The sequence below is a fragment of the Achromobacter animicus genome, from assembly GCF_902859585.1.
Taxonomy (GTDB): Bacteria; Pseudomonadota; Gammaproteobacteria; order Burkholderiales; family Burkholderiaceae_B; genus Achromobacter; species Achromobacter animicus.
Genome location: NZ_CADIJM010000002.1, coordinates 768224 through 794324 on the forward strand (window position 1 = coordinate 768224; position 26101 = coordinate 794324).

Below are 26101 nucleotides of genomic sequence, written 5' to 3' on the forward strand. Positions count from 1 at the left end.
GCCGCGGGCCGGACTTGAACGGGGAGTCTATGGGGGGCGCGGCAGGTTGATACCTGCCACATCCCGCCGGGCGGGCAGACCGCTTCTGAAGTGGAACCTTTCTTAAAGCTCGTCCAGGCGTGTCAACGTCAACGCCGCGTGCTCACGCAACGCCGTCTGCGCGTCCTCGGGCATGTCCCGCCAGCGTTGGTACACCATGGCCAGGCGCCGGTTGTCCTTGAGCTGCGGTTGATGGCGAGCAAAGAAATCCCAGTACAGCGCGTTGAACGGACAGGCGCGATCGCCTGTCTTCTGTTTCCTGTCGTACGAGCATCCACGGCAGTAATCGCTCATTCGGTCGATGTACGACGCACTGCCGGCATAGGGTTTCGTGCCCAGCAGACCACCGTCGGCAAACTGGCTCATGCCAACCGTGTTGGGCAGTTCGACCCATTCGAACGCATCGATGTACACGCCCAGATACCAACGGTGCACTTCGGCAGGGTCCAGACCGGCCAGCAGCGCGAAGTTGCCGATGACCATCAGGCGTTGGATATGGTGCGCGTAGGCGTTGTCCAGCGAATTGCCGATGGCGTCGCGCATGCAGCGCATGGTGGTCTTTCCGGTCCAGAACCACGTCGGCAGCGGGCGTGTGTGCGCCAAGGCGTTGCGCGTCTCGTAACCCGGCATGTGCGCCCAGTACACGCCACGCACATATTCGCGCCATCCCAGGATCTGCCGGATGAAGCCCTCGACCGCTGCCAAGGGCGCGCGCCCCGTTTCGTAGGCGGCCTGCGCCTGCCGCACCAGCTCGTCTGGGTGCAGCATCTTGGTGTTCAGGGCGAATGACAACTGCGAGTGAAACAGGCGCGGATTGCCCGCGCTCATGGTGTCTTCGTAAGCCCCGAAGTTGGGCAAGGTGTGCTGGATGAAATGATCCAGCCACGCTAACGCCTGCGTGCGATTCAACGGCCAGCGGAAGTGATCGGCTTGCGGATTTCCAAAGCTTCGCACGCCTGCCTGACACACCGTTTCCCACAACGCGCGATGGTCATGCTCGGGCCGCGCGTCCGGCGGCAGCGGCGGCGTTCCAGGCCAGGACTTGCGGTTGTCGTGGTCAAAGTTCCATCGGCCGCCCGCGGGCGCGCCCGATTCGTCCACGAGTACGCCATGGCGCTGGCGCATATGACGGTAAAACGTCTCCATGAGCCAGTTCTTGCGTGGGGCGAAGAACTTGGCCACCTCGTCACGCGTCGTGTAGAAGTGCTCGCTGTCGGCTTCCCGGACAGAGAATGCTTGCGACGCACTCCAGGCGCCAAGGACTTCGCTGACGCGCCACTCATCGGGCTGCTGGTAGTCCAGTTCTCGGGCGCCATAGTGGGCCATCAACGCTGCCAGATTCTGGGTGATGTTCTGCCGGTTGCTGGCATTGTCGATGGCGACATACCGCACGCGATGTCCCGCCTCGCGCAGATGCCGCGCGAAATCGCGCATGGCGGCGAATATCGCCAGGATTTTTTGCGCGTGGTGCAGCACGTAGTCCGTCTCTTGACGCACTTCCATCAGCACATACACGACGTTCGGGTCGGTCCGGGCGAACCAGCTGTGCAACGGGTTCAACTGGTCGCCGAGAATCAGGCGCAGGGTGTGCGCCCTCGCGCGCTCGGATGTCATGGCGCGCGGCTTTGCATCAGGAGGCCGGTTCCAGTGGCGGCTGTTCGCGTTCCTGGCTGACCCAGATGAATGCGTCGGTGTCCAGGCCCAACGCCTTGGCGCGGCGCAGGATGTCGTCGCGCGTATCGCGGCCAAGCGTCTTGTCACGCGCGAGAATCCAGGCGTAGCTGCGATCCGGGCCGACGACCAGGGCCCAGCGATAATCCGGATCCAATGCGGCCACATGGTAGCCGCCATAGAAGGGGCCGAAGAACGACACTTTCAGCGATGCCACCGATGGGTCACCCGTGAAGCGGGCTCGCCCCTGCGCCGAACGCCAATCGCCTTGCGAACCCTTGGCCGGGTCGAACCCGCGGTTGATGACGCGCACGGTGCCGTCGTCTTGCAGCGTGTAGTGGGCGGTGACGTCTGTCATGCCGCGTTCGAAGCTGTGGTCCAGCCGCGCGATTTCGAACCAGCGTCCTTCATAACGATGCACGTCGAAGGAGCCAACGGGTGTCACGCCTTTGGGCGGCGTCGTCGCGGCACAGCCATACAACGTCAAACCCAACAGTCCCAAGGCCAGCCACGGGGCGACGCGCCGCAACGGGTGGATGAAACGACGACCGGCTTCTGCATGGCGCATGAAAAACCTCCGCTGAATTTGAATCTCGGAAATTATATTTGCGGGGGTCTGCGCCCTTGGTTCCAGTTCGGAAAGAAAGGAAACAATTCATGGGCTTCAGGCCGGCTTCAGGTCCCGAGCTTGGGCCGGCGCCGATTCAGGCGGGCCGGCGCTACATCACCTTTACCGCGCGGCCGATGAACTGGATCGGCCCGGTCGGCTTGCCGGTGGGCGACCCGGTGGCCGGTTCCAGCGTCAGCTCAAACAACTGATTCGGTTCCAGCGGCGGCAGCTTGTCCAGCGGGATGCGCACCGGCTCGCCCGGTTTGATCAGGCCCAGCGAGACCGGACCGGCCCAGCCGTCGGCCTTGGTCCAGAATTCCAGCGCACGATCAGCCGGCACCTGCATGGCCGCGATCGGCACCAGTTGCACTTCGCGCTGACCGGCACTGGCCTGCACGACCCAGCCCGGCGTCTGTGATTGGGGCGCGACCAGCACCACCATGTACTGCACGGGACCCGGCGCGGGCGCGGGCCGCAGCGCCAGCGTGCCGGCCAGCACCAGGGCAGCAGCCAGGCCGCTGGCGGCCGCACCGCGCCAGAAGAACAGGCTGTCCCACCAACCCGGGCGCGCCGGCTGCGCGGCTTGCGGGGCCGCGCGTTGGCGATCCAGCGTAACCGCAATGCGAGGCCACAGGCCCGGGGAGGGCTCGATCGGCACGGCCAGGCTGCTGAGCGGCAGCAGGCGTTCTTCCCAGCGGTCGACGGCGGCGCGCAGCGCGGCATCGTGCGGCAGGCGGGCGTTGACGTCGCGCCGGCGCGCAGCGGACAAGGTGCCCAGCACGTATTCGCCGGCCAGTTCATCCAGGTTGTCGGGGGAAGGGGACGGGGCGCTCATGCCAGGCATTCCTTCAGCGCTTTCAAGCTGCGCTTGATCCAGGCTTTGACGGTGCCCAGCGGCGCGCCCAGGCGCTGCGCGATTTCACTGTGCGACAGGCCTTCCACGTAGGCATGCAGCACGCAGTTGCGGCGCACGGGTTCCAGTTGTTCGAGGCACGGGCCGATGCGGCCGGCGCTGTCGCGCCAGTCGAAGGCGTCGCGCGTGTCGTGCCAGGCGTCCATTGCGTCGCGAGCATCCAGCGCGGCGGCGGTGTCGTCGTCGACGGCGGTTTCGTGGCGGCCGTCGCGCACGGCGTTCAGCGCCAGGTTGCGCGCGACGCTGTAGATCCAGCCGCGGGCCGAACCGCGCGTGGCGTCGAAGCTGCCAGCCCGGTTCCAGATATTGACGAAAGCGTCGTGCACGATGTCTTCGGCCCGGGCGCGGTCTCGCACGATGCGCTGCGCGACGCCCAGCAAACGGGGGCCTTCTTGGCGGTACAGGGCCTCCAGCGCCGAGCGGCGTCCCGCGGCGCACTGCTCGAGGGCCGCGGTGTAATCGAAGTCCGGATCAGGTCGGTTCGGCATGCGCGCAGAGCAGGAAGGGGTGGGCACGGACCGGGCTGACAAGCCCCGGGCGGCGGCGGATCCAGGCATGTTACCGGAGTCCCGTTGCCGCCAGGGGCCTGCCTGCCCGGTGTCAGTTGGCCTTCCAGAAGATGTAGTCGGCCTGGTAAGACACCTGGCTGCGTTCGCCGGCCTTCGTGCAAGGCGTCTGCGGCGCCACGCCGCCCTTGAGCGCCGTGCGCTGGATATACGTGACGCCGGTCAGGGCGCCGGCGCCCATGGCGGGATTGGCCTTGACCAATTGATAGGGCAGGTTGCCCGCGCCGGCCGGCGCCACGGCGACCTGCGTGCCGGTCAGCTTGGAGCCGTCTGCGGCTTCCCAGGTGGCGGGCGGGCCATAGTAGGTGCCGACCTGTTTGCCCTGGCGGTCTTTCAGCACCGCCTTGGGACCGGCGAACACCCATTCCATCTGGTCCTTGGCGTCGGCCTTGGCGCGGCATTCATAGGTGATGTCGCCCGTGCCGACGGTTTCCCATGCCACTTTGTGGCCGGCGGGCACCTGAACAGAAGCGGGCAGGGCGTCTTGCGAGGCGGCCAGGGCCGGAGAAGCTTGCAGCATGCCGCAAGCGGCCAGCATTGCGGCCGCGAAAAGGCCGTTGGCGGGGGTGTGGCGAGTCATCATGAGCGGTCTCCTGCGCAGTAAAACGCTGCGGATACGGCGCACGGAATGTGCGCCGTTGCTGGTACTACACGCGGGAGCCGCAGTTGGATGCAGGCCGCGGAAAATATTTCGCGGCCTGGACTTGCCTGTATCATCCGCTGCAAGACATCCGTCCCCCGAGCGCCGTTTTGTCGTCGCGCGGCCTGAATGCCAGTGACCCCGGATAGCCGCCATGCCCGATCCGCTTCGTCTGCAGGCTTTGATACAGGAGTGCGCTCGCGGCCAGGAGTCCGCGCTGGCGGAACTCTATCGTCAGACTTCCCCGCATCTGTTCGCGCTCGCGGTACGTATATTGCGGCGAAGCGACTGGGCAGAGGAAGTCCTCCAGGACAGCTTCATCAATATCTGGCGCAATGCCGCCCGCTATTCATCGGAGCAGAGCCAAGTCATGACCTGGATGACGCGCATCGTGCGCAACCGTTGCATCGACATGCTCCGCCGGCCGGACCTGGAACGCCCCGATGCCGACGGCGCATTGACGCAGGCCTGGGCCGATGACGCGCCCGGCCCGTTCGAACGTTTGCAACGCGACCAGGACGGCCAGCGTCTGGCGGACTGCCTGAAACAGCTCGAAGGTCAGCAACGCGCGGCCATCGCGCTGTCCTTTTTCGACGACCTCAGCCACAGCGAGATCGCCCGCCGCCTCGAGGCCCCGCTGGGCACGATCAAGAGCTGGGTGCGGCGCGGCATGGACCGGCTCAAGAGGTGTCTGTCATGAACTACACCAATCCTCAACTGCGCGAGCGGCTTGCCGCAGACTACGTGGCCGGCGCCATGCGCGGGGGCGCACGCCGCCGTTTCGAGGGCTTGATGGCCGCCGACGCCAACCTGCGCCGCCAGGTGCGCGAATGGGAAAACGACATCTACCCCCTGTTGTGGTCGCTGCCGGCCCGGGTGCCGCCACGCCGCGTGTGGCGCGCCATCGAATCGCGCCTGAAGCCGGGTGGCGGCCGCGGCTGGCAGGGCCTGGCATTCTGGCGCGTGGTCAGCGGCGCGCTGGCGGCCCTGCTGGTGGCAGGGGTGGCGATCTACCCCATGCAGGTTGACCGCGCCGCGCGCACGCAGCTGATGGCGGTGCTGCAAAGCCCCGAGGCGCAGGCCATGCTGGTGGTGCGCGCCGACGAGCGCGGCGGCCTGCACGTGCATGCCTTGCAGGATCTGGCCTCGCGCGCCGACGGCAAGGCCCTGGAGCTCTGGGTGATTCCGCCGGGACAGGCGCCGATATCCGTCGGGGTGGTGGCCCCCGATGGCCAGACGGCGCTGCCGCGCGCGCAAGGCCTGGAAGGCGGGCAGACCCTGGCCATCACGCTCGAACCGCCGGGCGGGTCGCCGTCGGGCAAGCCCACCGGCCCGGTCATCATGAAGGGCGACGTGCTCAAGATCTGAGCCGCTTCTTGAGCGGGGCCGCGCGCTTGCCGCGGCTCGCTTCGCACCAGGGTTTTCACCTACGCATCCGATGCTGTGCCGGGACCGTATATCCCCCTACGTTTCCCACAGGACAGCATGATGCGCTCCATTCTTACCGGCTGGACCGCTTCGATGCGGCGCTGGGTCGATACGCAGGCGCAGGACGCGCCAGGCGGCGATCCCGATCGCATCGACTGGACCCGCGCCTTGCCTTTCGCCTTGCTGCACGCCGGCTGCCTGGGTGTGCTGTGGACCGGCGTCTCGCCGGTTGCGCTGGTGGTGGCGGGGGCGCTCTACGCGGTGCGGATGTTTGCTCTGACCGGCTTCTATCACCGTTATTTCTCGCATCGCACATTCCGCACGTCGCGCGGCATGCAGTGGATGTTCGCCGTGCTGGGGGCATCGTGCGCGCAGCGCGGTCCGCTGTGGTGGGCGGCCCACCATCGGCACCACCATCGCCATGCCGACGATGCGCATGACCTGCATTCTCCGCGCCATCACGGCTTCTGGTGGAGCCACATGGGCTGGTTCCTGACGCGCCGCGCCTTCGCCACCGACCTTGCGCGCGTGCCGGATCTGCGCGGCTTCCCCGAACTGCGCTGGCTCGACCGCTTCGACGCCGCGGTGCCGCTGGCGCTGGCGGTGGGGTGCTACGGATTGGGGGCGCTGCTGGCGCGCGTGGCGCCCGGCCTGGGCACGGACGGGCCGCAGATGCTGGTGTGGGGTTTCTTCATCTCGACCGTGTCCCTGTTCCACGCCACCGTCACCATCAACTCGCTGGCGCACCGCTACGGCAAGCGGCGCTATGACACCGCCGATGACAGCCGCAACAACGTGTGGCTTGCGCTGCTGACGTTCGGTGAGGGCTGGCACAACAACCATCACTTCTATCCGGGATCGGCGCGTCAGGGTTTCCGTCCGCGCGAGATCGACATCACCTGGTACGGCCTGCGCCTGCTGGCCGCCACCGGCCTCATCTGGGACCTGAAGGCCGTGCCGGATTGGGCGCTGGCCGCTGCCAAGGAGTGAGCATGCGCATCGCCATCATCGGTTCGGGCATCGCGGGACTGGTCTGCGCCTGGAGGCTGGGCCGCGACCACGATGTCACGCTGTACGAGGCCAACGACTATCTGGGCGGGCATACGCATACGCACAGGGTCGAACAGGGCGGCCGGCGCTATGCGGTCGATAGCGGATTCATCGTCCACAACCCGCTCAATTACCCGAATTTCACGGCGCTGCTGGAGGAATTGGGCGTGGCGTCGCAGCCCACCAGCATGAGCTTTTCGGTGCACAAGGAAGCGGCCGGTCTTGCCTATAACGCCGCCTCGCTGGACACGCTGTTCTGCCAGCGGCGCAACCTGCTGTCGCCGCGATTTCTGGGCATGGTGCGCGACCTGATCCGCTTCTACCGCGAGGCGCCTGCACTGCTGCGCGCGCCGGAGCCGGGCCCTACGCTGGGCGAATACCTGGCGCAACACCGTTACGGTGAGGCGTTCCGCACCGACCACCTGATTCCGATGGCGTCGGCGCTGTGGTCATCGCCGGCCTCGCGCATCCTGGCGTTTCCGGCGCGATACCTGGTGCGGTTCATGGCGAACCACCAGATGCTGCGCCTGAACGGCCGGCCGCAGTGGCGCGTGGTGCAGGGTGGATCGCGCCGCTATATCGACGCCATGCGCCGGCAATGGGCGGTGCGCGAGCGGCTGAACTGCGCCGTGCGCGCCGTCCGGCGCCTGCCGGGCGGCGTGCAGGTGATGACGCCCGATGGCCAGGACCACCATGACGAGGTGATCTTCGCCTGCCACAGCGACCAGGCGCTGGCGCTGCTGGCCGACCCGACGCCGCAGGAACGCGAGGTCCTCGGCGCCATCGCCTACCAGGACAACGACGTGGTATTGCATACCGACGCGCGCCTGTTGCCGCATCAGCGCAAGGCCTGGGCCGCCTGGAACGCCTACGTGCCGGCCGATCCGGACGCGCCGTGTTCGGTCAGCTATTGCATGAACCTGCTGCAGGGCATCAGGTCGCCGCAGCCCTTCATCGTGACGTTGAATCGCAGCGATGCCATCGATCCGGACGCGGTGCTGGCGCGCATGCGCTATCACCACCCCGTGTACACCCACGAAGCCGTGGCCGCGCAGTCGCGCCGCGCGGAGATATCGGGGCGCCGGCGCAGTTGGTACGCCGGCGCCTATTGGGGCTGGGGCTTTCATGAAGACGGCGTGGCGAGCGCGCTGGACGTGGTGCGCGGCATCCTGGAACAGCCGCGGGTGCGGGAGAGGGAGGCGGCATGATCCAGCAGAGCGCCGTCTACGAGGGCCGGGTGATTCACCGGCGCCACCATCCGCACGCGCATGGCTTCGGCTACCGCATGGCGCAGCTTTACCTGGACCTGGATGAGATCGACCGCGTGTTTCAGGATCGCTGGCTGTGGTCGGTAGAGCGCCCGAATCTGGCGCAGTGGCGCAGGGCCGATTATCTCGACGCCGGCGAAGGCCTGCCGCTGGCGCAGGCGGTTCGGCAGCGCCTGCGGGAGCATCTGGGAGACGTGCCGGACGGACCCATCCGACTGCTGGCGCACCCGCGCTACGCCGGCTACGTCTTCAATCCGGTGAGCTTCTATTACTGCTTTGACGCGGATGGCCAGACGCTGGCGGCCATCGTGGCCGAGATCACCAATACGCCGTGGAAGCAGCGCCATTGCGTGGTGCTGCCGGCCACCGCCGCCGAGCGCGAGGGCGACGCGCTGGCCTGGCGCTTCGACAAGCGCTTCCACGTATCGCCATTCCTGCCGATGGATTGCGCTTATGACTGGCGATTCAACCTGCCCGCCGACGACCTGCGGGTGCACATGCGGGTCAGCCGGGCAGGCGTGGCGCAGTTTGACGCGCGTCTGGATCTGCAACGCCGCATGCTGGACGGCGCCGCGCTGGCGCGCCTGCTGTGGCGCTACCCGTTGATGACGCTGCAAGTCGTCGGCGCCATTCATTGGCAGGCGCTGCGTCTGTGGCTCAAGCGCAATCCCGTCTACGACCATCCCCGCACGCCCAACGGAGAACCGCGATGAAACCCATGACGCCCTCGGAACATGCCTCGGTCGCGGCCAGCCGCCGTGCCAGTCCGCTGGAGCGGCTGTTGCGCCAGCGCCTGTTTGCCAGTCTGTCGGCACTGGACCATGGCCGGCTGCTGATCGAAGACGGGCTGGGCAGCGTCACGCTGGGCCGCGGCGAGCCGTGCGTGCGCCTGACGGTCAGTGACCTGGGCTTTTACCGGCTGGTGGCCGCGCAAGGCAGCGTCGGCGCGGGCGAGGCCTACGGCGACGGCCTGTGGCGCTGCGACGATCTGGTCGGATTGGTGCGCCTGTTGGTGCGCAACCGCGACACGCTGGACGCCATGGAGTCGGGGCTGGCGCGGCTGGCGGGATGGGCGCTGCGGCGCTGGCATGCCGGCAACCGCAATACCCGCGACGGCAGCCGCCGCAACATCGCTGCCCACTACGACCTGGGCAATCCGTTCTTTGCGTTGTTCTTGTCCGACGACCTGATGTATTCGTCCGCGCTGTGGGCTGACGGCGATGACACGCTGGAGGCGGCGTCCCATCGCAAGCTGGCGACGATCTGCCGCAAGCTGGCGCTGCGTCCCACGGACCGCGTGGTGGAGATCGGCAGCGGCTGGGGCGGCTTGGCCATCCACGCGGCGCGTCACTACGGCTGCCACGTCACCACCGCCACGCTCTCGCGCGAGCAGCATGACCTGGCGGTCGAGCGCGTGCGCGCCGCCGGCCTGCAGGATCGGGTCAGCGTCGTGCTGTGGGACTATCGCGATCTGCAAGGCCAGTACGACAAGGTGGTGTCGGTGGAGATGATCGAAGCCGTTGGCGCGAATTTCCTGGAAGCCTATTTCGCCAAGGTCGCCAGCCTGCTCAGCCCGCATGGCCGCGCGCTGATTCAAGCCATCACCATCGAGGACCACCGCTATGCGCAGGCGCTGGCCTCGGTGGACTTCATCAAGCGCCACATATTCCCGGGCAGCTTCATTCCGTCCATCGATGCCATGCTGCGCGCCAAGACCCGCGCCTGCGATCTGGCGTTGGTGCACCTGGAGGATTTCGGTCTGTCGTACGCGCGCACGCTGCAGGTCTGGCGCGAACGCTTCCTGGCGCGGCAGCCCGAGGTGCGGGCGCAAGGCTTCGACGCGCGCTTCAGCCGCTTGTGGGAGTTCTACCTGGCGTACTGCGAAGGCGGCTTTCGCGAACGTTCCATCGGCGTTGCGCACCTGCTGCTGACGCATCCGCAGGCGCGCCCTGAGGGCGAGCGCTGGGTGCGGGAGGCGCCATGACGGTCTGGCAACAATGGTTCTGCATTGCGCTGGGCATGATTGGTGCCATGACGTTGGCTTGGCGCTGGCAGCGCCGCCGCGCCAACGCCGGCATCGTCGACGTGGTGTGGGCGCTGGGCATGGGCGCGGCGGCATTGCTGATCGCCGCCACTGGCGCGGGCAGTCTTGCCGCCAGGCTCGCGCTGGCATTGATGGCTGGGGTGTGGTCGTTGCGGTTGGCTTGGCATCTGTGGCGGCGCGTGCGCGCAGGCGAGGACGGCCGCTATCGTGCGCTGCGCGAGCATTGGCAAGGTCACCAGGGCAAGTTCTTCGGCTTGTTCATGTTCCAGGCCGGGCTGGTGATGCTGTTCTGCCTGCCCTTCCTGGCGGCAGGCGCCAGCCCGGCGCAGGGCTGGCCCGTGGCGCTGGCCCTGCTGATCTGGCTGGCGGCCCTGTCGGGCGAGGTAATTGCCGACCGCCAGCTCGACCACTTCCGCGACAACCCCACCCACCGCGGCCTGACCTGCCGGGTCGGCCTGTGGCGCTATTCGCGCCACCCCAACTATTTCTTCGAGTGGTGCCATTGGTTCGCCTACGTCGCCCTGGGGTGGGGATCACCGCTGGCGTGGCTGTCCTGGCTGGGGCCGGTGCTGATGTATGTGTTCCTGCGCTGGATCAGCGGCATTCCGTTCACCGAGCAACAGGCGCTGCGCACGCGCGGCGACGACTATCGCGACTACCAACGCCGCACGCCGGCGTTCTTTCCCTGGTTCCCGAAATCCTGACGAGGCATGCCATGACGACCGCGACGCTGCACGACACTCCGTTGCCCACCGACCGCCCCGCGCCCGGTCTGCTCGGCCTGGCCGAGCTCGGCCTGTTGCCCGATGGGTTGCTGCGCCTGGGCATGCGGCGCCTCTGCGCCGAGCGTCTGTCGCAGGAATACGCCGGCGGCATCGAGGCCTGGAGCGAGCGCGACCGCCAGCTTATCGCCGGCCTGCGCACCAGCGCCGTCGCCATCCACACCGATGCCGCGAACGCCCAGCACTACGAATTGCCGACCGCGTTCTTTCAGCTTTGCCTGGGCGCGCGCATGAAATATTCAAGTTGCCTTTACCCGACGGGCAGCGAAACGCTGGACCAGGCCGAAACCGCCATGCTGCGCCTGTATGGCGAGCGCGCCGAGCTGGCTGACGGCCAGGACATCCTGGAGCTAGGTTGCGGCTGGGGGTCGCTGACGCTGTGGATGGCCGAGCGCTTTCCCAACGCACGCATCACCGCGGTGTCGAACTCGGCCACCCAGCGCCAGCACATCGAGGCGCGTTGCCGGGAGCGCGGCTGGTCGCACGTGCGCGTCGTGACCTGCGATGTCAACGTGCTGGCGCTGCCTGCCGCCGCCTTCGACCGCTGCGTTTCGGTGGAAATGTTCGAGCACATGCGCAACTACCAGGACCTGATGGCACGCATTGCGCAGTGGCTGCGGCCCGGCGGCAAGCTGTTCGTGCACATCTTCGCGCACCGCGAGCGCGCCTACCCGTTCGAGACCGACGGCGCCGGCAACTGGATGGGACGGCACTTTTTCACTGGCGGCATCATGCCGTCGGCGCAGACGTTGCTGCACTTCCAGCAAGACCTGCGACTTGAGGAGCGCTGGTTTCTCGACGGCACGCATTACGCCCGCACCGCCAACCACTGGCTGGCCAACCAGGACGCGCGCCGGGAAACGGCGCGGGCGGCGTTGGCAGACGCTTACGGCCCGTCCTTGGCCCGCTTGTGGCACCAGCGCTGGCGCATGTTCTGGATGGCCTGCGCCGAACTCTTTGGCTATGACGACGGCCAGCAGTGGGGCGTGGCGCACTACCGCTACACGCGGCCTTGAGGAGAACCATCATGTTGCGAAACCTGTGTATTGGCGTCACGGCCCTGCTGGCCGGCTGCGCATCGCCGCCGCCCATGCCGCCGGTGGCTCACGTGGACCTGAACCGTTTCATGGGCGACTGGTATGTAATCGCCCACATTCCGAGTTGGCCCGAGCGCAACGCGTACGACGCCGTGGAAAGCTATCGGCTGCTGCCGGACGGCCGGGTGCAGACGGACTTCCGCTACCGCGATGGCAGCTTCGAGGCGCCCATCGACACCATGCACCCGGTGGCCACCGTGCGGCCCGGCACCGGCAATGCTGTGTGGGGCATGCAGTTCATCTGGCCCATCAAGGCCGAGTACGTCATCGCCTATCTCGACGAGTCGTACCAGATCACCATCGTTGGCCGCTCCAAGCGCGATTACGTCTGGATCATGGCCCGGGTGCCGTGCCTGGACGATGCGGTCTATGCCGATCTGCTGAGCAGGGTGACGGCGTTGGGTTACACGGAAGCGCCGCGCAAGGTGCCGCAGCGTTGCGAGCGGTGATGGCGGACGGGCAGGCGCGGCGGCCATCCCGCCTGCGCTATCCTTCGCTCCATTGCCCATGTCGTGGCGAATAGGAACGAAGACAATGAGACGCGTGGCGCTGATCTGCATGCTGTCTGCCTCGGTGGCAAGCCAGGCGCAGGAAGTCCGGACCTGGCATTTTTCCGGCGCCGACCTGATCGCCGCCATGGAAGGAAAAATGCCGTCGGAGATTCGCGATGCCTCGCTGGGCCGCCAGTTCTCGTCGGCGTATGCGCAGGCCTATGTGAGCGGGATTGCCGATCAGACGCAAGGAACGGTCTGGTGCACCCGAACGGGTGTCCTGCCGCATGAGTTGAAGGACAGGGTGCACAGCTATCTGACTGCGCTGCCAGACAGCCGCCTGAAAACGAACGCCGGACCGCTGGTTGGCGAGGCGCTGGCGCGTTCGTTTCCTTGCCGTTAAGGCCACCGTTGTTGGCGCGCACCAATGCGTTGGCGCCGCCCCGGCAGCATCCTGACCGAAGTGCAACATTGCTGTGCAAAGGCAGGCGTCCCTGGTAAAAATCCCGAAGCCGAAAAAATCAGAAAACTTATGCGGCCCGTTGTTACGGGTTTGCGCCGAGGGGATGACGATGGGCAAGCCGACTGCAAAGCGACCTTTGCGAGCCAGAGCCGCTGCATTGGGGGGCCTCGAACCGCGCCGTTCGCTGCTGCGTCCGCCAGATTGGCGCGAGATGCTCTCCGTCACGGCCGTGGGACTTGTCATGGTGCAACCGGCGGCCGCGGCGCTGAGTTGCCCATCGGTCGACACCAACCCCTCCAATTCCACCACCTGCACCATTTCGTCCAGCCAGGGCGGGGCCGGCGCGCAGGTCAGCGTGGTCAATACCGCCAGCGCCGGCACCGGCGACAACGTCGGCGGCTATGGCGGCAACTACACGGTGATCAACAACGGCGCGGTGTTGCAGCCCAGCGCGCCGCAGGGTGGCATCTTTGTTCGCCTGACGGGCGGCGCGGGGTCCAGCGACACCAGCAACAACGGCACGAACGGCGGCAATGGCGGCACGATCACCCTCAACAACAACGGCGGGACGATTACCGTCCAGAACTCGCCGACCTCCAGCGCGCAGGGCAGCGGGCCGGGCATCTGGGCGGATTCGGGCGCGCAGTTCGGAATCTATGGCGCGTCGGTCGGTGGCATTGGCGCGAATGCCAACGAGACCGTGATTGGCGGGGGCAACGGGGGGCGGGGAGGTGATGGCTCTGCCGTCACCATCACGAATAGCGGCAACGTCAGCGTCGTGAATCTGCCTTACGGCGGCGTAGGCCTTTACGGCGCCACGATCGGCGGGACGGGCGGGAACCAGGACAATGCGGCCACCGGCGACCAGGTCGGCGGCACCGGCGGCGGTAGCAATATCGTCAACATTGCGAATTCCGGGGTGGTTTCGGTCACCGGTTCTACGTCGCGTTACGCCTGGGGCATCGGCGCGGAATCCATCAGCGGCAATGGCGGGCAATACAACGGCAATGGCTCCAGCGGCGGCTCGGTCAATTACTCGAATCCGACGATCATCACCAATACGGGCTCGGTCACCGTGAATGTCAGCGGGACGGCCCTGAGCAGCGTGCGCGGCCTGTATGTCCTGAGCCAGGGCGGCAACGGCATGACGTCCGAGGACGGCAGCGACAACGGCGGCACCGGCGGCCAGTTCGGCGCGATGAGCGTGGTGAACTCGGGCCAGGTGTCCGTGTCCAGCACCTCGACTGTGCAGCCCGCAAGCCTGTCAAAAGTGTCCGGCGGGATCGTCGTCATCGGGCTGGGCGGCAACGGAGGCATGGGACCGCAGACGATCACCAACACCAGCGGCGAGATCGGTGGATACGGCGGCGGTAATGGCGGCACCACCACGGCCGTCACGCTGAACAGCGGATCGTCGGTCACGACCTCCGGCAATTACGTGCCCGGTGTCAACGTGATCACGCAGGGCGGCAACGGCGGCGCGGGCCGGGAAGACAGCAACGGCGCGGTTGGCGGCAATGGCGGCACGGTCAATATCGTCATGAACGGCAGTGCCAGCATCAGCACCAATGGGCTGCAATCCACCGGCATCTCGGCGAGCAGCCTGGGTGGCACGGGCGGCGGTGTCGAAACCAGCAGCGGGATCATTGACTTCACGCCGGAGAATGCAGGCGCGGGCGGCGCGGGCGGCGCGGTCACGGTCACGACCAGCGGCGGCTCCATAAAGACGTTGAACGATTACTCCATTGGCATTCTCGGCCAGTCGATGGGCGGCATCGGTGGCGCCACCACGGCCAACTTCGAACTGTTCGGCAATGCGGGCGCGAATGCCGGCATCGGCGGAGCCAGCGGCTCGGTCACGATCAACAGCCAGTCGTCCATCTCGACGACCGGGCAGTCGTCGCACGGGATTTCGGCGCAGGCCATCGGCGGCGGCGGCGGAACGGCGGGCGTCAGCAGCGGCATCGTCGCGTTGGGCGGCGCGGGCGGCACCGCGGTGTCCGGCGGCACGGTCAACGTCAGCCAGTCAGGTGCGCTGAGCACCAGCGGGGCGGGCTCGATCGGGATGCTGGGTCAGTCCATCGGTGGCGGCGGTGGGGACGGCGGTGCGGCAAGCGGGGTCGCCGTCATCGGCGGCCAGGGCGGCGGCGGCGGTAACGGCGGCGCGTCCACCGTGGGGCTGAACGGCTACACCTTGAACACGAGCGGCGACCATGCGTACGGCATCGTGTCGCAATCCATCGGCGGCGGCGGCGGGACCGGCGGCGCAGCGTCTTCCTACGACGCCAGCGTCGGGTTTGCCATGTCGGTCGCAGTGGGTGGCACCGGCGGAAGCGGGGGGGCGGGCGGCACCGCAGCGGGCAATGTATCCAACGCAAGCCTGACGACCGGATCGTCGGGCACCGCCAATGGCGACGCGCACGGCGTGGTCGTGCAGTCCATCGGCGGCGGGGGCGGAGCGGGCGGCGCCTCCGTGGCGAAAGCCTTGGCGATCGCCGTGCCGGACGAGGATGCGTCGTTCGGCGTTGCGGTGACCTTTGCGATGGGCGGATCCGGGGCAAGCGGCGGCGCGGGCGGCACGGCGTCCTCGGCCATCAACAACTCAATTTTGACGACCTACGGCGCCAACTCGCAGGGCGTCCTGGTGCAATCCATCGGCGGCGGCGGCGGCCTGGGCGGCAGCGCCTCGGCGCTGTCGACGCTGGTCGGCACGGGCGACTCCGTGGGCGGCACCGTGCAATCGACGGTGGGCGGCAGCGGCGGGTCCGGCAGTTACGGCGGCAATGCCACGCTCAGCCTGGCGGGCAGCACTATCACTACGTGGGGCGACTCCGCGAATGCGCTGGTGGTGCAAAGCATCGGCGGCGGCGGGGGCGCGGGCGGCGTGGGCTCGGCCACAGGCCGCAGTCCCAATGTGGACGCCAACGTATCCATCACGGCGAACGTGGGCGGCAGCGGCGGCGCGGGCGGGCAGGGCGGCACGGCGGCGCTCACCATCGATCCTGCCAGCACGATCGTCACGCACGGCGACGGCGCGCGCGCGGTGTTGGTGCAGTCCATCGGTGGCGGTGGCGGCGCATCGCAAGGCGGTCAGGTGGGCCTTGCCGTCAATAGCGAAAGCGAAGACGGCTCGACCGATGTCAGAGGCACCGTGTCCGTCGGTCGTGGCGGTTCCGGCGGCGGCTACGGTGGTTCGATCAACCTGAACAGCGATGGCAACGTCACCACGCATGGCGCGGATGCGGACGGGCTGCTGGTGCAAAGCATTGGCGGCTCGGGAGGCCTGGGCGGTGTGGTCGGCGGAACCAGCGAGAACAATTCGTCGGAATCGCTGGGCGATTCCGGCACGACGTATCAGTTCAACGTGTCAGTGGGCGGCAACGGCGGCGCCGGGGGCAATGGCGGCGCGATTGGAACCACTTCCAACGCCGCGAGCATCGGCGCTTCCACGAACACGTTCGGCGACTACGCCGACGCTGCGGTGCTGCAATCCATCGGTGGCGGAGGCGGGGCGGGCGGCGCATCGACCGCGTCTTCAAGCATCTCTTCGTCCAACGTGTCGATTTCCGTGGGCGGTTCGGGCGGAAGCGGCGGGGCGGGCAACAGCATCGTGGCGTTCCTGAACGGCAACGGCACCAACAGCTTCAACACGGCCGGCTATGGCGCCATGGGCATCGTCATGCAGTCCATCGGCGGCGGCGGCGGCATGGGCGCCACCGGATCGCCGTTGGCGCATGGTTCGCTGCGCGTCGGGGCCACGGGTGGCGGTGGAGGATCGGGCGGCGGCATCACGGTGACCAGCGGCAGCTATGCCTCCATCCAGACCACCGGCGACAGCGCGCACGGACTGGTGTTGCAGTCGATCGGGGGCGGCGGCGGCATTGCGATGGCCGGCAGCACGGCATCGGCCGCCAATCCCGGCAGCCAGCAGTTCAGCCTGCACGCGGGCAGCAACGGCCTTGGCGGTGCGGGCGGTTCGATCAACGCGTCCACCGGCCTGAACGTGAACACCTATGGCGACCGGGCCATCGGCGTCATCGCGCAGTCGATCGGCGGCGGCGGCGGGATCGTGTCGTCCGGCACGGCGACCGGCGTGGGCGCGACGGTGCTGGGCGGCGGCAATGCCAACAGCGGCGCGGTAACCCTGGACCTGCAATACACCCTGAACACGCATGGCGCCGGCGCGCACGGCGTCGTGGCGCAGTCCATCGCAGATGGCGGCGGCATCCTGGGCGACACGACGAAACTCATCACCACGAACTCGGCCGGGTTCCTGCCCACCGCATTCAGTTCCGGTACCGCCGGCAACGTGTCGGTGTCCTACAACGGACGGCTTTCGACGTCGGGCGCCAATTCCTACGGCATCATCGCGCAGTCGATCGGTGGCGGCGGCGGGCTGGCCGGCGGACCGCAAGGCGGCTTTGCCGGGTCGGTGGGCGGCAGCACGGGCAATGCAGGCAGCGTGACCGTCAACCAGAGCGGGACACTGAGCGCGACGGGGTCGGACTCGACCGGCATCATGGCGCAGAGCCAGGGCGGGCAAAGCGAACAGAGCGTCACGGTCAATATCAACGGCAGCGTGGCGGGCGGCACGAACAGCGGCAAAGGCGTGTGGATATTGGGCGGGCGCAACAACGTGGTGAACGTCAATGCGGGCGGTTCGCTCAGTGCGTTGTCCAACACGGCGTTGACGTTCAATGGCGATTCCTCCACGGCGGCCGGATCCTTCCTCACCTTCAACGTCTACGGCACCGTCTCCGGCAACGTGTATTGCGGCAACACGGATTCCTATGACGCCTGCAACTACATCGTGCAGTCGGGCGGTGTGGTCGACGCGGCGGTGGCCTACCAGGCCAACGTCACCAACTCGGGGCTGGTCGTGATCGGCTCGCCGGGCCAGTTCCAGACCCTGACCGTCAGCGGCGATTTCAAGCAGTCGCAAAGCGGCGTCCTGCGCGCCGACGTGGATTTCGACCAGATGCGCGCGTCGCAGATGGTGGTGCAGGGCAACGGCGATCTGAACGGCAAGGTCGACGTGCTTGCCGCCGCGCTGCTGCCGGACCGCGAGTTGACGGTGCTGACGGTGCAAGGCGAATCCCAAGGCAGCGTGGATGCCGTGGACAGTCCGGTCTTCGATTACGCCACCCGCCAGGTCGGCCAGACCACGCGCATCCGCGTGGCGGGGGCGGACTTCAATGCGCCGTCGATGGGCCTGAAGTCCAACCAGCGGCAGGTCGCGGCTCAGCTTCAGCGCATCTGGGATGCCGGCGGCAATGCTGCGCTGGCGCCGCTGTTCGGGCAGTTGGACCAGATATCGCGCCAGGGCGCGGGCGCTTACCGGGACAGCGTGGCCAGCCTGTCTCCGGGCGTGACGGCCGCCCCGGCGGTGCAGTCGGCCGCCAACCTGGGGCAATTCACCGGCGCGATGATGTCGTGCCCCACGTTCACCGGCGTCGATGCCTTTACCGGCGAGCAGAACTGCTTCTGGGGCCAGGTCACGGGCCGCTACACCAACCAGGACGGCAGCAAGGGCACGGCGGGCTTTGACTACGACACGGTGACCTATCAGTTCGGCGGCCAGCGTGAAGTCAGCCCGGGCTGGTTCGTCGGCGGCTCGATGGCCTACGAAAACAGCAAGGTGCGCGCTTCTGACGGCGGAGTGCGAGGCAATGGCGACAGCGGCTACGTCGGCGCGGTGGTCAAGCGCGAGCAAGGCCAGTGGGTGTTCTCGGCGGCGGTGGGCGGCGGCTACGGCGGCTATCGCATGGATCGCAACATCGGCATCGCGGGATACCAGGACACGCTGACCAGCCGTCCCGATGTCTATGGCTTCAACGCCCGTCTGCGCGCCGCGCGCACGTTCGCGTTCGACAAGATGTATGTGAAGCCCTACCTGGACTTCGATGCCAGCTATACCCGCATGCCGGGATACAAGGAGTCCGGCTCGAATCCGCTGGCCCTGTCGGTCGACAGCAGCGACCAGTTCATCCTGGGGCTGTCGCCGATGATCGAATTCGGCGGCCGCGCCGAGCTGCCCAACGGCGCCATCCTGCGGCCGTTCGTGTACGCGGGTGTGTCTTTCCTGTCCAAGGACGATTGGACGTCGACCGCCCGCCTGCGCGGCGCGCCGGCCGGCACGGGATCGTTCGACACGTCGCTGCCCATTGACAACGTCGTGGGTAAGGTGGGCGCGGGCCTGCATGTGGCACGGGCAGGGGGCGTGGATTTCCGGCTGCAGTACGACGGCCAGTTTTCGGAGCGGGTGCGCAGCAACAGCGGGACGTTGAAGGTCATGGTGCCGTTTTGACGCGCGGGGCGCCGGGCTTGTCTGCATGCAGCCCGCCTCTGCGCGTCAAACTGCCCGCTTCAGATCAGGTACCCTGTGACGCTCGCAAATCCGGGAAGTCTTGATATGTGGCGCGCGATTTTCAAAATGTCGTTGGCGGTGGGTTGGGGGCTTTGGCTGGCCGCCACGGTGTGGTTTGCATTTGGTATGGGGCGTTACATACCGTCCGCCGACGCGACGCTGACGCCCATCATGCTGATGGCCGGCCAGACGGCGCGGGCCGAGGTTTACCGCATCCGCGAAGCGCCGCTGTGGATGGAGGCGCGATTCGGTGGTCCGATGGGCCGGGACCGACCTGAACTGGGAGAACCCGCGACGCGCGTCGGTGCGCCGGACGCGAAGCCGCGCAACGTCAATCCCGGAGAGCCGGTGCGAATCCGTGTGCGCGATGGCAAGGGGCTGGACATCGTGGTGAGCGCGGCGCCGCGCAGTGGCGCCAGCGCTACGCATTTCTATCGCAAGCTCTGGCCTGAAAGCCATGCCGACGGCACGCAGCTTGAGACCGCGCCGGGCTTTCCGATGCTGGCAAAGGGGGCGTCGGATCTGACCTTCACGGTGGAAGAGGCCGGACCAGCGCTTCAAGGCGAGCAGATCGAACTGGAGATCAGCGCGCCCATCGGGTTGAAGCGTACGGCGCCGGGGTGGGATGACGTTTCCACCTTCATTTTCTGGCCGTTCTATGCCGCGATTTTGGGCGCGTGGGCGCTGATATGGGCAGGGCTGACGTGGTGGTATCGCCGACGGAGCCGGCGGACGGCGAAGCGGGAATTTGCCTGAGTTCAAAGCAACAAGGCCCACGCGATTGCGTGGGCCTTGTTGCTTGCCGGGGCGGCTGAAATCCCGAATGCCGCCGCGCTTTAGAACCGGTACGACGCTTGCAACTGGAACGTCTGTCCCGACACGTTGCCGGTGTCGAACAGGCGGTCGTAGCTGGCGGTCAGGTCCATGGCCTTGCTGACGGGCAGCGTCAGGCCCAGGCCCGCAGAGAACATGCCGCGCGAAGGCGCCACGCCGGGCAGCGTGAAGCCGGTGCCGTCGCTCGCCGTAGCACGGAACTCGCGGTTGGTGTCGAGGGTTTCGTAGGCGTAACCGACGCGGGCCTCGACGACGGCAGGCTTGTCCGACTTCATGCTGAAGGGCAGGCCCACGACGAGTTGCGCATAGGGCTGCAGGCTGTTGAAGTCCTGGGCGCCGACATCCAGGTTCTGGCTGGTCGAACCAGTTTCGCTGAAGCGTTCGGTGTGCAGGTATTGATAGCGCAGGCCGAGACGCGGCGTGATCGAGAGCGGGCCGGCAGCCAGGGGCAGGCTGGCTTGCAGGCCGGCCGTGATCTCCTGGCCGTCCGAGTCGCCCCGGGCCTTGCCCGGGCCGGGGAAGGACCGGCGCGTCTGGAGAAAGTCGTAGGCGGCGCCGACCGTCGCGGCGATGGTGACCGCACCCAGGCGGCGGCTACCGTAGCCTGCGATGCGCAGGGTGTCGATCTTGCCGCTTGCCTCGTCTTCGGTCACATCGACGTGGCTATAGCCGCCCGCGACGCCCAGCGTCCACGCGCCAACCTGCTGATCCAGGCCGGCCAGAAAGCCGTAATGGCGATCCTTGTAGCTGGGCGCGTCGTCGTTGCCGCGCACGTTGACGCTGTTGGAGACGATCTGGGCCCAGGCTTGGCGGCCGGGGCGCGCGCAATTGGCGGGCGTCGCGGCGTCGGCGCAATCCTGGCCCAGGCGCGCGAGCAGCGTGTCGTTCACGCGCTGGCCTTCGCGGATGGCGGCCGAGGCGACCGCGCCGAAGATCGTGGCGTTGGTGGGGGCAATGACGACGGTCCCGCCGCCAGTGTCCGTGCCGCCGCCGGTGTCGGCGCCGCCGCCGGTGTCCGTACCGCCGCCGGTATCCGTGCCACCGCCAGTATCCGTGCCGCTGGCGGCCAGCGTGAGGGTGCTGCCGTCGGCCAGGTTCTGCACGCTTTGCGCCAGTTCGGCCGGCGCGTTGCTGGTCACGGACGCGAAACGGCCGGTGACGCTGGCCGCGTCGACGATGCGGAAGGACGTCGCGCTGTAGGTGCCCGGGCCGTACAGCACGTTCAGCGTGCCGGCCAGGGTGGCGGTGCCGCTCACCTTCAGTTGCGAAGCCGTGGTGGGGCTGACGTCGATGAACAGCGTACCGGTCGGGGACTGCGTGTAATTGCCCAGGATCGTCAGTGTGCCGATGGAGCCGCCCGGACGCACGACGCCGTCGTTGGTCACATTGCCGCCGATGGAGCCGTGTCCGCGCAGCGTGCCTGCGCTGCCGACGGCCACGTCGCCCAGGATGCTGGCGGTGGGATGCGCGGCATCACCGATCTCCAGCGTACCCGCGGTCACCGAGGTGCCGCCCGAGTAGGTGTTCACGCCGTTCAGGATCAGCATGCCGCTGCCGGTCTTGGCCAGCGCGCCGCTGCCGGTCAGCTTGGAATCGATGATGGCAGTGGCGTTGGCATCGACCTCGATGGCCGAGGTGGCCGCCGTCAGCCCGATGGCGTCGCCGGTGACGCGGTAGCCATCGGTGGAGAACTGCATGCCGTTCACGGCGATTGCGCCGTGGCTGGCGTCGACCGTCACGGTGCCCGCCGCGCCGCTGAACACGGGCCGCACGTCGGTCAGGTCGAGCTGGCCGTTGGCGGCGCCATCGGTCGAGGTCCAGTTCTTGCCGTTGGCCGTCCAGGTGCCGGAGCCGCCGGCAATCGTGCCGTCGGCCACGGTGTTGGCGCCGTCCCAGTAGTGGGTCTGGGCGTCAGGCGCGATGGTCACGGTCAGCGCGCCGTTCACGTCGCTCAGTTGGGCGAGCAGGCCGTTGTTGGTGGAGACGAAAGCCGTGTTGTTGGCATAGGTGCCGGACCCGGTCGGGCGCACGACCGTGTAGGACTGGCCATTGGCCAAACCCGTGCCGTCCAGGCTGATCGCCGCGCTGCTGATGGCCGCCGAGCCGTTCACGTCCAGGTAGCCATAGCTGCTGGTGTCGACGACATTGAAGGCCAGTCCGCCGCCGGTCTGCGAATAGTCGCCCGTGACGGTGATGGGGTTGTTGATCTGAAGGGTCGCGCCGGTGTTGATGACGGAACGGCCCACCGCAGCGATGTCGTTGTTCAGCAGCAGGTTTCCGCGCGAAAACACCAGGTTTGCACCCGTTACCTTGATGAGGCCTTTGTCGGCCACGCCGAGGCCGCCGCTCACGCCGGTAAGGGTGCCGAAGACGTTGCCGCTGCCGCCTGCGATGACGAGGGGGATGGCGCTGGCGGAGGTCAGGTCGCCCGCGATGAGGCCGCTGTTGGTGATCGTACTGATATAGCTGTTGCTATCGAGCTGGATCGCCGCATTCCGGCCGGTGATGGTGCCGCTATTGGCGAGCAGGCTTACGCTGCTGGCTCGGGACAGGTAGATGCCGGTATCGAACGACCCGCCCATGGCGCTGCCGGGCGCACCCACGATCAGGCCCGTGTTGGTGATGGTGCCCGCCGTGCTGGCATCCATGAAGATGCCTGCGATGTCGCCAGAGATGGTCCCGGAATTCGTGAGCGTGCCTAACCGGGCGTTGTCCTGGGCCAGGATGCCTAGCTGACCTACGATGGTCCCATCGTTTTGCAGCGTTTCGATGGCGCCATTTTCGGTGACCACACCGAACCCCGAGAGGAAACCGCCGATCTTGGCGCTTTGCAAGGCGCCGGTGTTGGTCAGGTTGGTGATCGTTCCGCCGTCGTTCCAGATGGCTGCAATCGTCCCTCCGAAGGAACTGTTGCTGCTGATCATCCCGTCATTGCTGATCGTGGCGATGCTGCCCTCATTGAAGATCCCCGCACGTGCGCCGGCGATGGAGCCGCCCGTGTTGTTGACCACGCTGGTGATGCTTCCGGACCCTGTATTCCGAATGCCGGCCACGGTGACGCCCGTTCCGGTGGACCAGATCAAGCCATTGTTTTGCACCTGATCCAGAACGCCGTCGTTCTGCAGGCCCGCCAGTGTGCCAACGATGGTGCCGGAGTTCGTCAGTAAGGAGCCAGGGGTGGTGTTGGCGGCGTGCAGACCGATGTCGGTGCCGGAAAGGCTTCCAAAACCCGTGATCGTAATGTTGCCTTTCGTCCAATCGATGCAATCAACGGCGCCTACAACGGTCGAGTTGCCCGAGTAGTTAAGCGCGACGCACCCCGCGGCATGGACCATGCCGGGAAGCAGGCTGGCGGCCACGAGGGAAACACCCGACAGAATTTGCGTCGACCGGGCAGGCGCCGCCCTCGAGCCGGCTCGCGCGGATGCCACGGGAAAAGAAGGTGTACGTTTTTTTCGGTGTTTCAGCTTCAAGGCAAGCTCCCGCCTGGGGCGATTTCGGTTGGAATGTGCGGCAACCGTTGGAGCTATGGACTATCCGCGCGGCCGGTGCCAGGGTATGAGGCTAGACAGGCGGCCTTTTGCTGGGGCGTACTATCTCACCCCGCACATTACTGGCGATGCCGCGGTCTCAAAGGCCGCAATAATGCCGAAATTCAGGCCTTTTTCCGGTTGATACTTCGGGCGCGCCGGCTTGGGCGCCGGTTGCGCCCGCATGTTCATGCCTGGCCGCGGTGAAACCGGGTGGCCAGCGCCTGCCCCACGTCGTGCATGACCCGCTTCCAATCGCCCGGCGCGGGCTGGCGAAACAATTGCAGCGACGGATACCAGGGGGAGTCGGACCGCTGCAACAGCCAGCGCCAGTCGGGCAGGAAAGGCAGCAGCACCCAGGCGGGCCGATTCAATGCGCCGGCCAGATGCACGGGCGAGGAGTCGACCGAGACGAGCAGATCGGCCAGGGACAGGATCGCGGCGGTGTCCTCGAAGTCGGCGATCTCGGCATCCAGCGGCACGATGTTCATGCCGGCCGGGGCCGTGGCGGCCTGGGCCGCGGCAGGGCCTTTCTGGATGGCCAGGTACGTGATGCCGGGCACGGCGAGGGGCACCATATCCGCCAAGGCAAGAGACCGGTTGGCGTCGTTCGAATGCGTGGGTCTGCCTGCCCAGGCCAGCGCCACCCATGGCCGTGGCAAGCCGGCCAGCCGCTTGCGCCATTTCTCGACGCGGGCCGCATCGGCCGACAGGTAGCCGACCTGGCCCGGCAGGTCGGCCATGCGCAGGCCGATCGCCATGGGCAGGGACATCAGTTCGCAGTGCTGGTCGAACGGCGGGGGTATCTGTCCGCGCGGGAAGGCGTCCGGGCCGACGAGGCGCCGGGCAAAGGACAGCAGGTCGGGATGGACTTCCAGCACGACGCGCGCGCCGCTGCGGGTCCGGGCCGCGTCGATCAGGCGCATGAATTGCAGCGTGTCGCCGTACCCCTGCTCGTCATGAATGAGCAGCGTCTGGCCATCGATGCGGCTGCCGTCCCAGCGCGGCCGCTGCACCTTGCGGTCCATCGCCGCGGTATGGGAAAGGCTGTAGCGCCAACGGTATTCCGTCCAGCCGCGCTCGAAATCCCCTTGCAGCAAGCGCGTTTCGGCCAGGTCGAATCGGGCGGACAGGTTGCCGGGCATGGCTGTCGCGAGCATGGCCTGAATGTCAGCGGCTTCCTGAACGCGCCCTTGAAATTTCACTGCCAGACCGAGAAGGCGCCAAAGTACGGCGGGCGCGCCGCGCGGGTCCATGTTCTCGCGCAGTAGCCGCTCGGCTTCGGCGCTCTGTCGCTCAGTCAGCAGATCGCGGACGCGGCGTGCCAAGTCATCCAAGTCTTGCGCCAGCGCAGCGCCTGGGGCGGCTGCTGCGCCCGGTGCGCCCGGTGCGCCCGGGTGTGCCCCAACTGGCGCCGCGTCCGTTGACGCCGCCAGCACTTCGGCTGTTGCAGCCTGCAAGCCGCATGCCGTCCGCAAACGCGTGCGCAGTTCAAGCGCCTGCGGGTGGCTGGGTGCGAAGGTCAGCAGCGCTTCGGTCCATTGCATCGCTGTCGCGGGCCGCGACCGCGCCGCTTCGATTTCCGCCAGATTGATGTACGCGTTCGCCAGGCGCGGGTTGCATTCGATGGCGCGCTGCCCGGCGTTTGCCGCGGCGTCGTAATCGCCTAGTTCGCGCAGCACGAAGGCTAGATTGCTGTGCGCCTCGGCGTAGTCGCCGCGCAATGCGAGCGCCTGGGTGTAGCGCTGGCGCGCTTCGTCCAGGCGATTCACGCCCGTGTATGCGTTGCCGAGGTTGTTGAGGGCTTCCGGACTGTGCGGTTGAAGTTCCGCCACCCGCTCAAGGCAATCGACGCTGTCGGCGTGGCGCCCGGACTCCTGCAGGATGATGCCCAGGTTGTTCCACGCCATGACCAGCCCGGGTTCTCGTTGCGTGGCATGGCGCGCGGCGGCCTCGCCTTCAGCGAGCAGGCCTTGCTGCCGGCAGATTTCGGCCAGGTTGCCGAAGTAGACCGCGGGCGCGGCGTCTGTCTTGCAAGCGTGCCGCAGCAGGTCGAGCGCCAGCGCGGGCTGGCCGTGCGTATGCGCGATCAGGCCCAGCAGATGGGAGGCATCGGCCTGTCCGGGCGACGCGGCCAGAATGCGCCGGCAGAGGATTTCCGCCTGGGCCGCCTGCCCGGCGCTCCAGTGGGCATGGGCCTGTCGCAGGGCTTCAGGCAGGGAAAGCAGCTCGCCTGTCGTCGGCGTGGGCGGTGCGGGCTTGGGGGCCATGGTGAGACCGGCGGCCGCCGCTCAGGGCGGCCTGAAGG

At 67.4% G+C, this 26101-nt stretch carries 19 protein-coding genes; 12 read left to right on the plus strand and 7 right to left on the minus strand.

Going from position 1 to position 26101, the window contains the following annotated elements; translation table 11 throughout:
• Positions 1–102 precede the first annotated feature (102 nt).
• The 5 genes from HV681_RS08335 to HV681_RS08355 form a co-directional block, all read right to left on the minus strand.
• On the minus strand, positions 103–1653 hold the full coding sequence (locus HV681_RS08335; RefSeq protein ID WP_175122618.1) for a cryptochrome/photolyase family protein: 1551 nt from the start codon (positions 1651–1653) through the stop codon (positions 103–105).
• Positions 1654–1669: 16 nt separating this feature from the next.
• Positions 1670–2278, minus strand: a complete 609-nt coding sequence (locus tag HV681_RS08340; protein WP_175122619.1) for a lipocalin family protein — start codon at positions 2276–2278, stop codon at positions 1670–1672.
• A gap of 151 nt (positions 2279–2429) precedes the next feature.
• Positions 2430–3155: an anti-sigma factor gene (locus HV681_RS08345; protein ID WP_175122620.1), complete on the minus strand. Its 726-nt coding sequence runs from the start codon at positions 3153–3155 to the stop codon at positions 2430–2432.
• Complete coding sequence (locus HV681_RS08350) at positions 3152–3721, minus strand: sigma-70 family RNA polymerase sigma factor (RefSeq protein ID WP_175122621.1); 570 nt, start codon at positions 3719–3721, stop codon at positions 3152–3154. The genes HV681_RS08345 and HV681_RS08350 overlap by 4 nt, the downstream gene beginning before the upstream one ends.
• A gap of 112 nt (positions 3722–3833) precedes the next feature.
• Complete coding sequence (locus tag HV681_RS08355; RefSeq protein ID WP_437340378.1) at positions 3834–4379, minus strand: DUF3455 domain-containing protein; 546 nt, start codon at positions 4377–4379, stop codon at positions 3834–3836.
• 214 nt (positions 4380–4593) lie between these two features.
• Here HV681_RS08355 and HV681_RS08360 point away from each other — a divergent pair, with 214 nt between their 5' ends.
• From HV681_RS08360 to HV681_RS08415, 12 genes are all read left to right on the plus strand, one after another.
• Entirely contained in the window at positions 4594–5139 is a 546-nt protein-coding gene (locus HV681_RS08360; protein WP_175122623.1) for an RNA polymerase sigma factor, read from the plus strand.
• Positions 5136–5807 carry an anti-sigma factor gene (locus HV681_RS08365; RefSeq protein WP_175122624.1) on the plus strand — a complete coding sequence of 224 codons (672 nt, stop codon included), beginning with the start codon at positions 5136–5138 and terminating at the stop codon, positions 5805–5807. Before HV681_RS08360 ends, HV681_RS08365 begins: the two co-directional genes overlap by 4 nt.
• A gap of 117 nt (positions 5808–5924) precedes the next feature.
• The gene (locus HV681_RS08370) at positions 5925–6857 is read left to right on the plus strand and encodes an acyl-CoA desaturase (protein WP_175122625.1); all 933 of its coding nucleotides are present in this window, start codon (positions 5925–5927) and stop codon (positions 6855–6857) included.
• A gap of 2 nt (positions 6858–6859) precedes the next feature.
• On the plus strand, positions 6860–8125 hold the full coding sequence (locus HV681_RS08375; protein WP_175122626.1) for an NAD(P)/FAD-dependent oxidoreductase: 1266 nt from the start codon (positions 6860–6862) through the stop codon (positions 8123–8125).
• On the plus strand, positions 8122–8898 hold the full coding sequence (locus HV681_RS08380; RefSeq protein ID WP_217467833.1) for a DUF1365 domain-containing protein: 777 nt from the start codon (positions 8122–8124) through the stop codon (positions 8896–8898). The genes HV681_RS08375 and HV681_RS08380 overlap by 4 nt, the downstream gene beginning before the upstream one ends.
• Complete coding sequence (locus HV681_RS08385; protein ID WP_175122627.1) at positions 8895–10169, plus strand: SAM-dependent methyltransferase; 1275 nt, start codon at positions 8895–8897, stop codon at positions 10167–10169. The genes HV681_RS08380 and HV681_RS08385 overlap by 4 nt, the downstream gene beginning before the upstream one ends.
• Positions 10166–10933: a DUF1295 domain-containing protein gene (locus HV681_RS08390; RefSeq protein WP_175122628.1), complete on the plus strand. Its 768-nt coding sequence runs from the start codon at positions 10166–10168 to the stop codon at positions 10931–10933. The genes HV681_RS08385 and HV681_RS08390 overlap by 4 nt, the downstream gene beginning before the upstream one ends.
• Positions 10934–10944: 11 nt before the next feature.
• A complete protein-coding gene (locus tag HV681_RS08395; protein ID WP_175122629.1) occupies positions 10945–12027 on the plus strand; it encodes an SAM-dependent methyltransferase in 1083 nt (360 codons plus the stop codon).
• Positions 12028–12038: 11 nt separating this feature from the next.
• The gene (locus HV681_RS08400; RefSeq protein ID WP_175122630.1) at positions 12039–12557 is read left to right on the plus strand and encodes a lipocalin family protein; all 519 of its coding nucleotides are present in this window, start codon (positions 12039–12041) and stop codon (positions 12555–12557) included.
• 85 nt (positions 12558–12642) lie between these two features.
• Positions 12643–13002 (plus strand): Rap1a/Tai family immunity protein, encoded by a 360-nt coding sequence (locus tag HV681_RS08405; protein ID WP_175122631.1) that lies wholly within the window; start codon positions 12643–12645, stop codon positions 13000–13002.
• Positions 13003–13273: 271 nt separating this feature from the next.
• Complete coding sequence (locus tag HV681_RS08410) at positions 13274–19369, plus strand: autotransporter outer membrane beta-barrel domain-containing protein (RefSeq protein WP_175122632.1); 6096 nt, start codon at positions 13274–13276, stop codon at positions 19367–19369.
• Positions 19370–19444: 75 nt separating this feature from the next.
• A complete protein-coding gene (locus HV681_RS08415; protein WP_254594920.1) occupies positions 19445–20185 on the plus strand; it encodes a hypothetical protein in 741 nt (246 codons plus the stop codon).
• Positions 20186–20265: 80 nt separating this feature from the next.
• Here HV681_RS08415 and HV681_RS08420 read toward each other — a convergent pair whose 3' ends face one another.
• Together HV681_RS08420 and HV681_RS28160 are read right to left on the minus strand one after the other, a co-directional pair.
• On the minus strand, positions 20266–23622 hold the full coding sequence (locus HV681_RS08420; protein ID WP_175122633.1) for an autotransporter outer membrane beta-barrel domain-containing protein: 3357 nt from the start codon (positions 23620–23622) through the stop codon (positions 20266–20268).
• 359 nt (positions 23623–23981) lie between these two features.
• On the minus strand, positions 23982–26063 hold the full coding sequence (locus tag HV681_RS28160) for a tetratricopeptide repeat protein (protein WP_175122634.1): 2082 nt from the start codon (positions 26061–26063) through the stop codon (positions 23982–23984).
• Between the last annotated feature and the right edge of the window lie 38 nt (positions 26064–26101).

Excerpts from the sequence above, each read along its gene's own strand:
- HV681_RS08380 (WP_217467833.1), top strand. The coding sequence starts at position 8,122 with ATGATCCAGCAGAGCGCCGTCTACGAGGGCCGGGTGATTCACCGGCGC.
- HV681_RS08355 (WP_437340378.1), bottom strand. The coding sequence starts at position 4,379 with ATGACTCGCCACACCCCCGCCAACGGCCTTTTCGCGGCCGCAATGCTG.
- HV681_RS08340 (WP_175122619.1), bottom strand. The coding sequence starts at position 2,278 with ATGCGCCATGCAGAAGCCGGTCGTCGTTTCATCCACCCGTTGCGGCGC.
- HV681_RS08365 (WP_175122624.1), top strand. The coding sequence starts at position 5,136 with ATGAACTACACCAATCCTCAACTGCGCGAGCGGCTTGCCGCAGACTAC.
- HV681_RS08360 (WP_175122623.1), top strand. The coding sequence starts at position 4,594 with ATGCCCGATCCGCTTCGTCTGCAGGCTTTGATACAGGAGTGCGCTCGC.
- HV681_RS08345 (WP_175122620.1), bottom strand. The coding sequence starts at position 3,155 with ATGAGCGCCCCGTCCCCTTCCCCCGACAACCTGGATGAACTGGCCGGC.
- HV681_RS08390 (WP_175122628.1), top strand. The coding sequence starts at position 10,166 with ATGACGGTCTGGCAACAATGGTTCTGCATTGCGCTGGGCATGATTGGT.
- HV681_RS08350 (WP_175122621.1), bottom strand. The coding sequence starts at position 3,721 with ATGCCGAACCGACCTGATCCGGACTTCGATTACACCGCGGCCCTCGAG.
- HV681_RS08395 (WP_175122629.1), top strand. The coding sequence starts at position 10,945 with ATGACGACCGCGACGCTGCACGACACTCCGTTGCCCACCGACCGCCCC.
- HV681_RS08410 (WP_175122632.1), top strand. The coding sequence starts at position 13,274 with ATGCTCTCCGTCACGGCCGTGGGACTTGTCATGGTGCAACCGGCGGCC.
- HV681_RS08400 (WP_175122630.1), top strand. The coding sequence starts at position 12,039 with ATGTTGCGAAACCTGTGTATTGGCGTCACGGCCCTGCTGGCCGGCTGC.
- HV681_RS08335 (WP_175122618.1), bottom strand. The coding sequence starts at position 1,653 with ATGACATCCGAGCGCGCGAGGGCGCACACCCTGCGCCTGATTCTCGGC.
- HV681_RS08370 (WP_175122625.1), top strand. The coding sequence starts at position 5,925 with ATGATGCGCTCCATTCTTACCGGCTGGACCGCTTCGATGCGGCGCTGG.
- HV681_RS08375 (WP_175122626.1), top strand. The coding sequence starts at position 6,860 with ATGCGCATCGCCATCATCGGTTCGGGCATCGCGGGACTGGTCTGCGCC.
- HV681_RS08405 (WP_175122631.1), top strand. The coding sequence starts at position 12,643 with ATGAGACGCGTGGCGCTGATCTGCATGCTGTCTGCCTCGGTGGCAAGC.
- HV681_RS08385 (WP_175122627.1), top strand. The coding sequence starts at position 8,895 with ATGAAACCCATGACGCCCTCGGAACATGCCTCGGTCGCGGCCAGCCGC.
- HV681_RS28160 (WP_175122634.1), bottom strand. The coding sequence starts at position 26,063 with ATGGCCCCCAAGCCCGCACCGCCCACGCCGACGACAGGCGAGCTGCTT.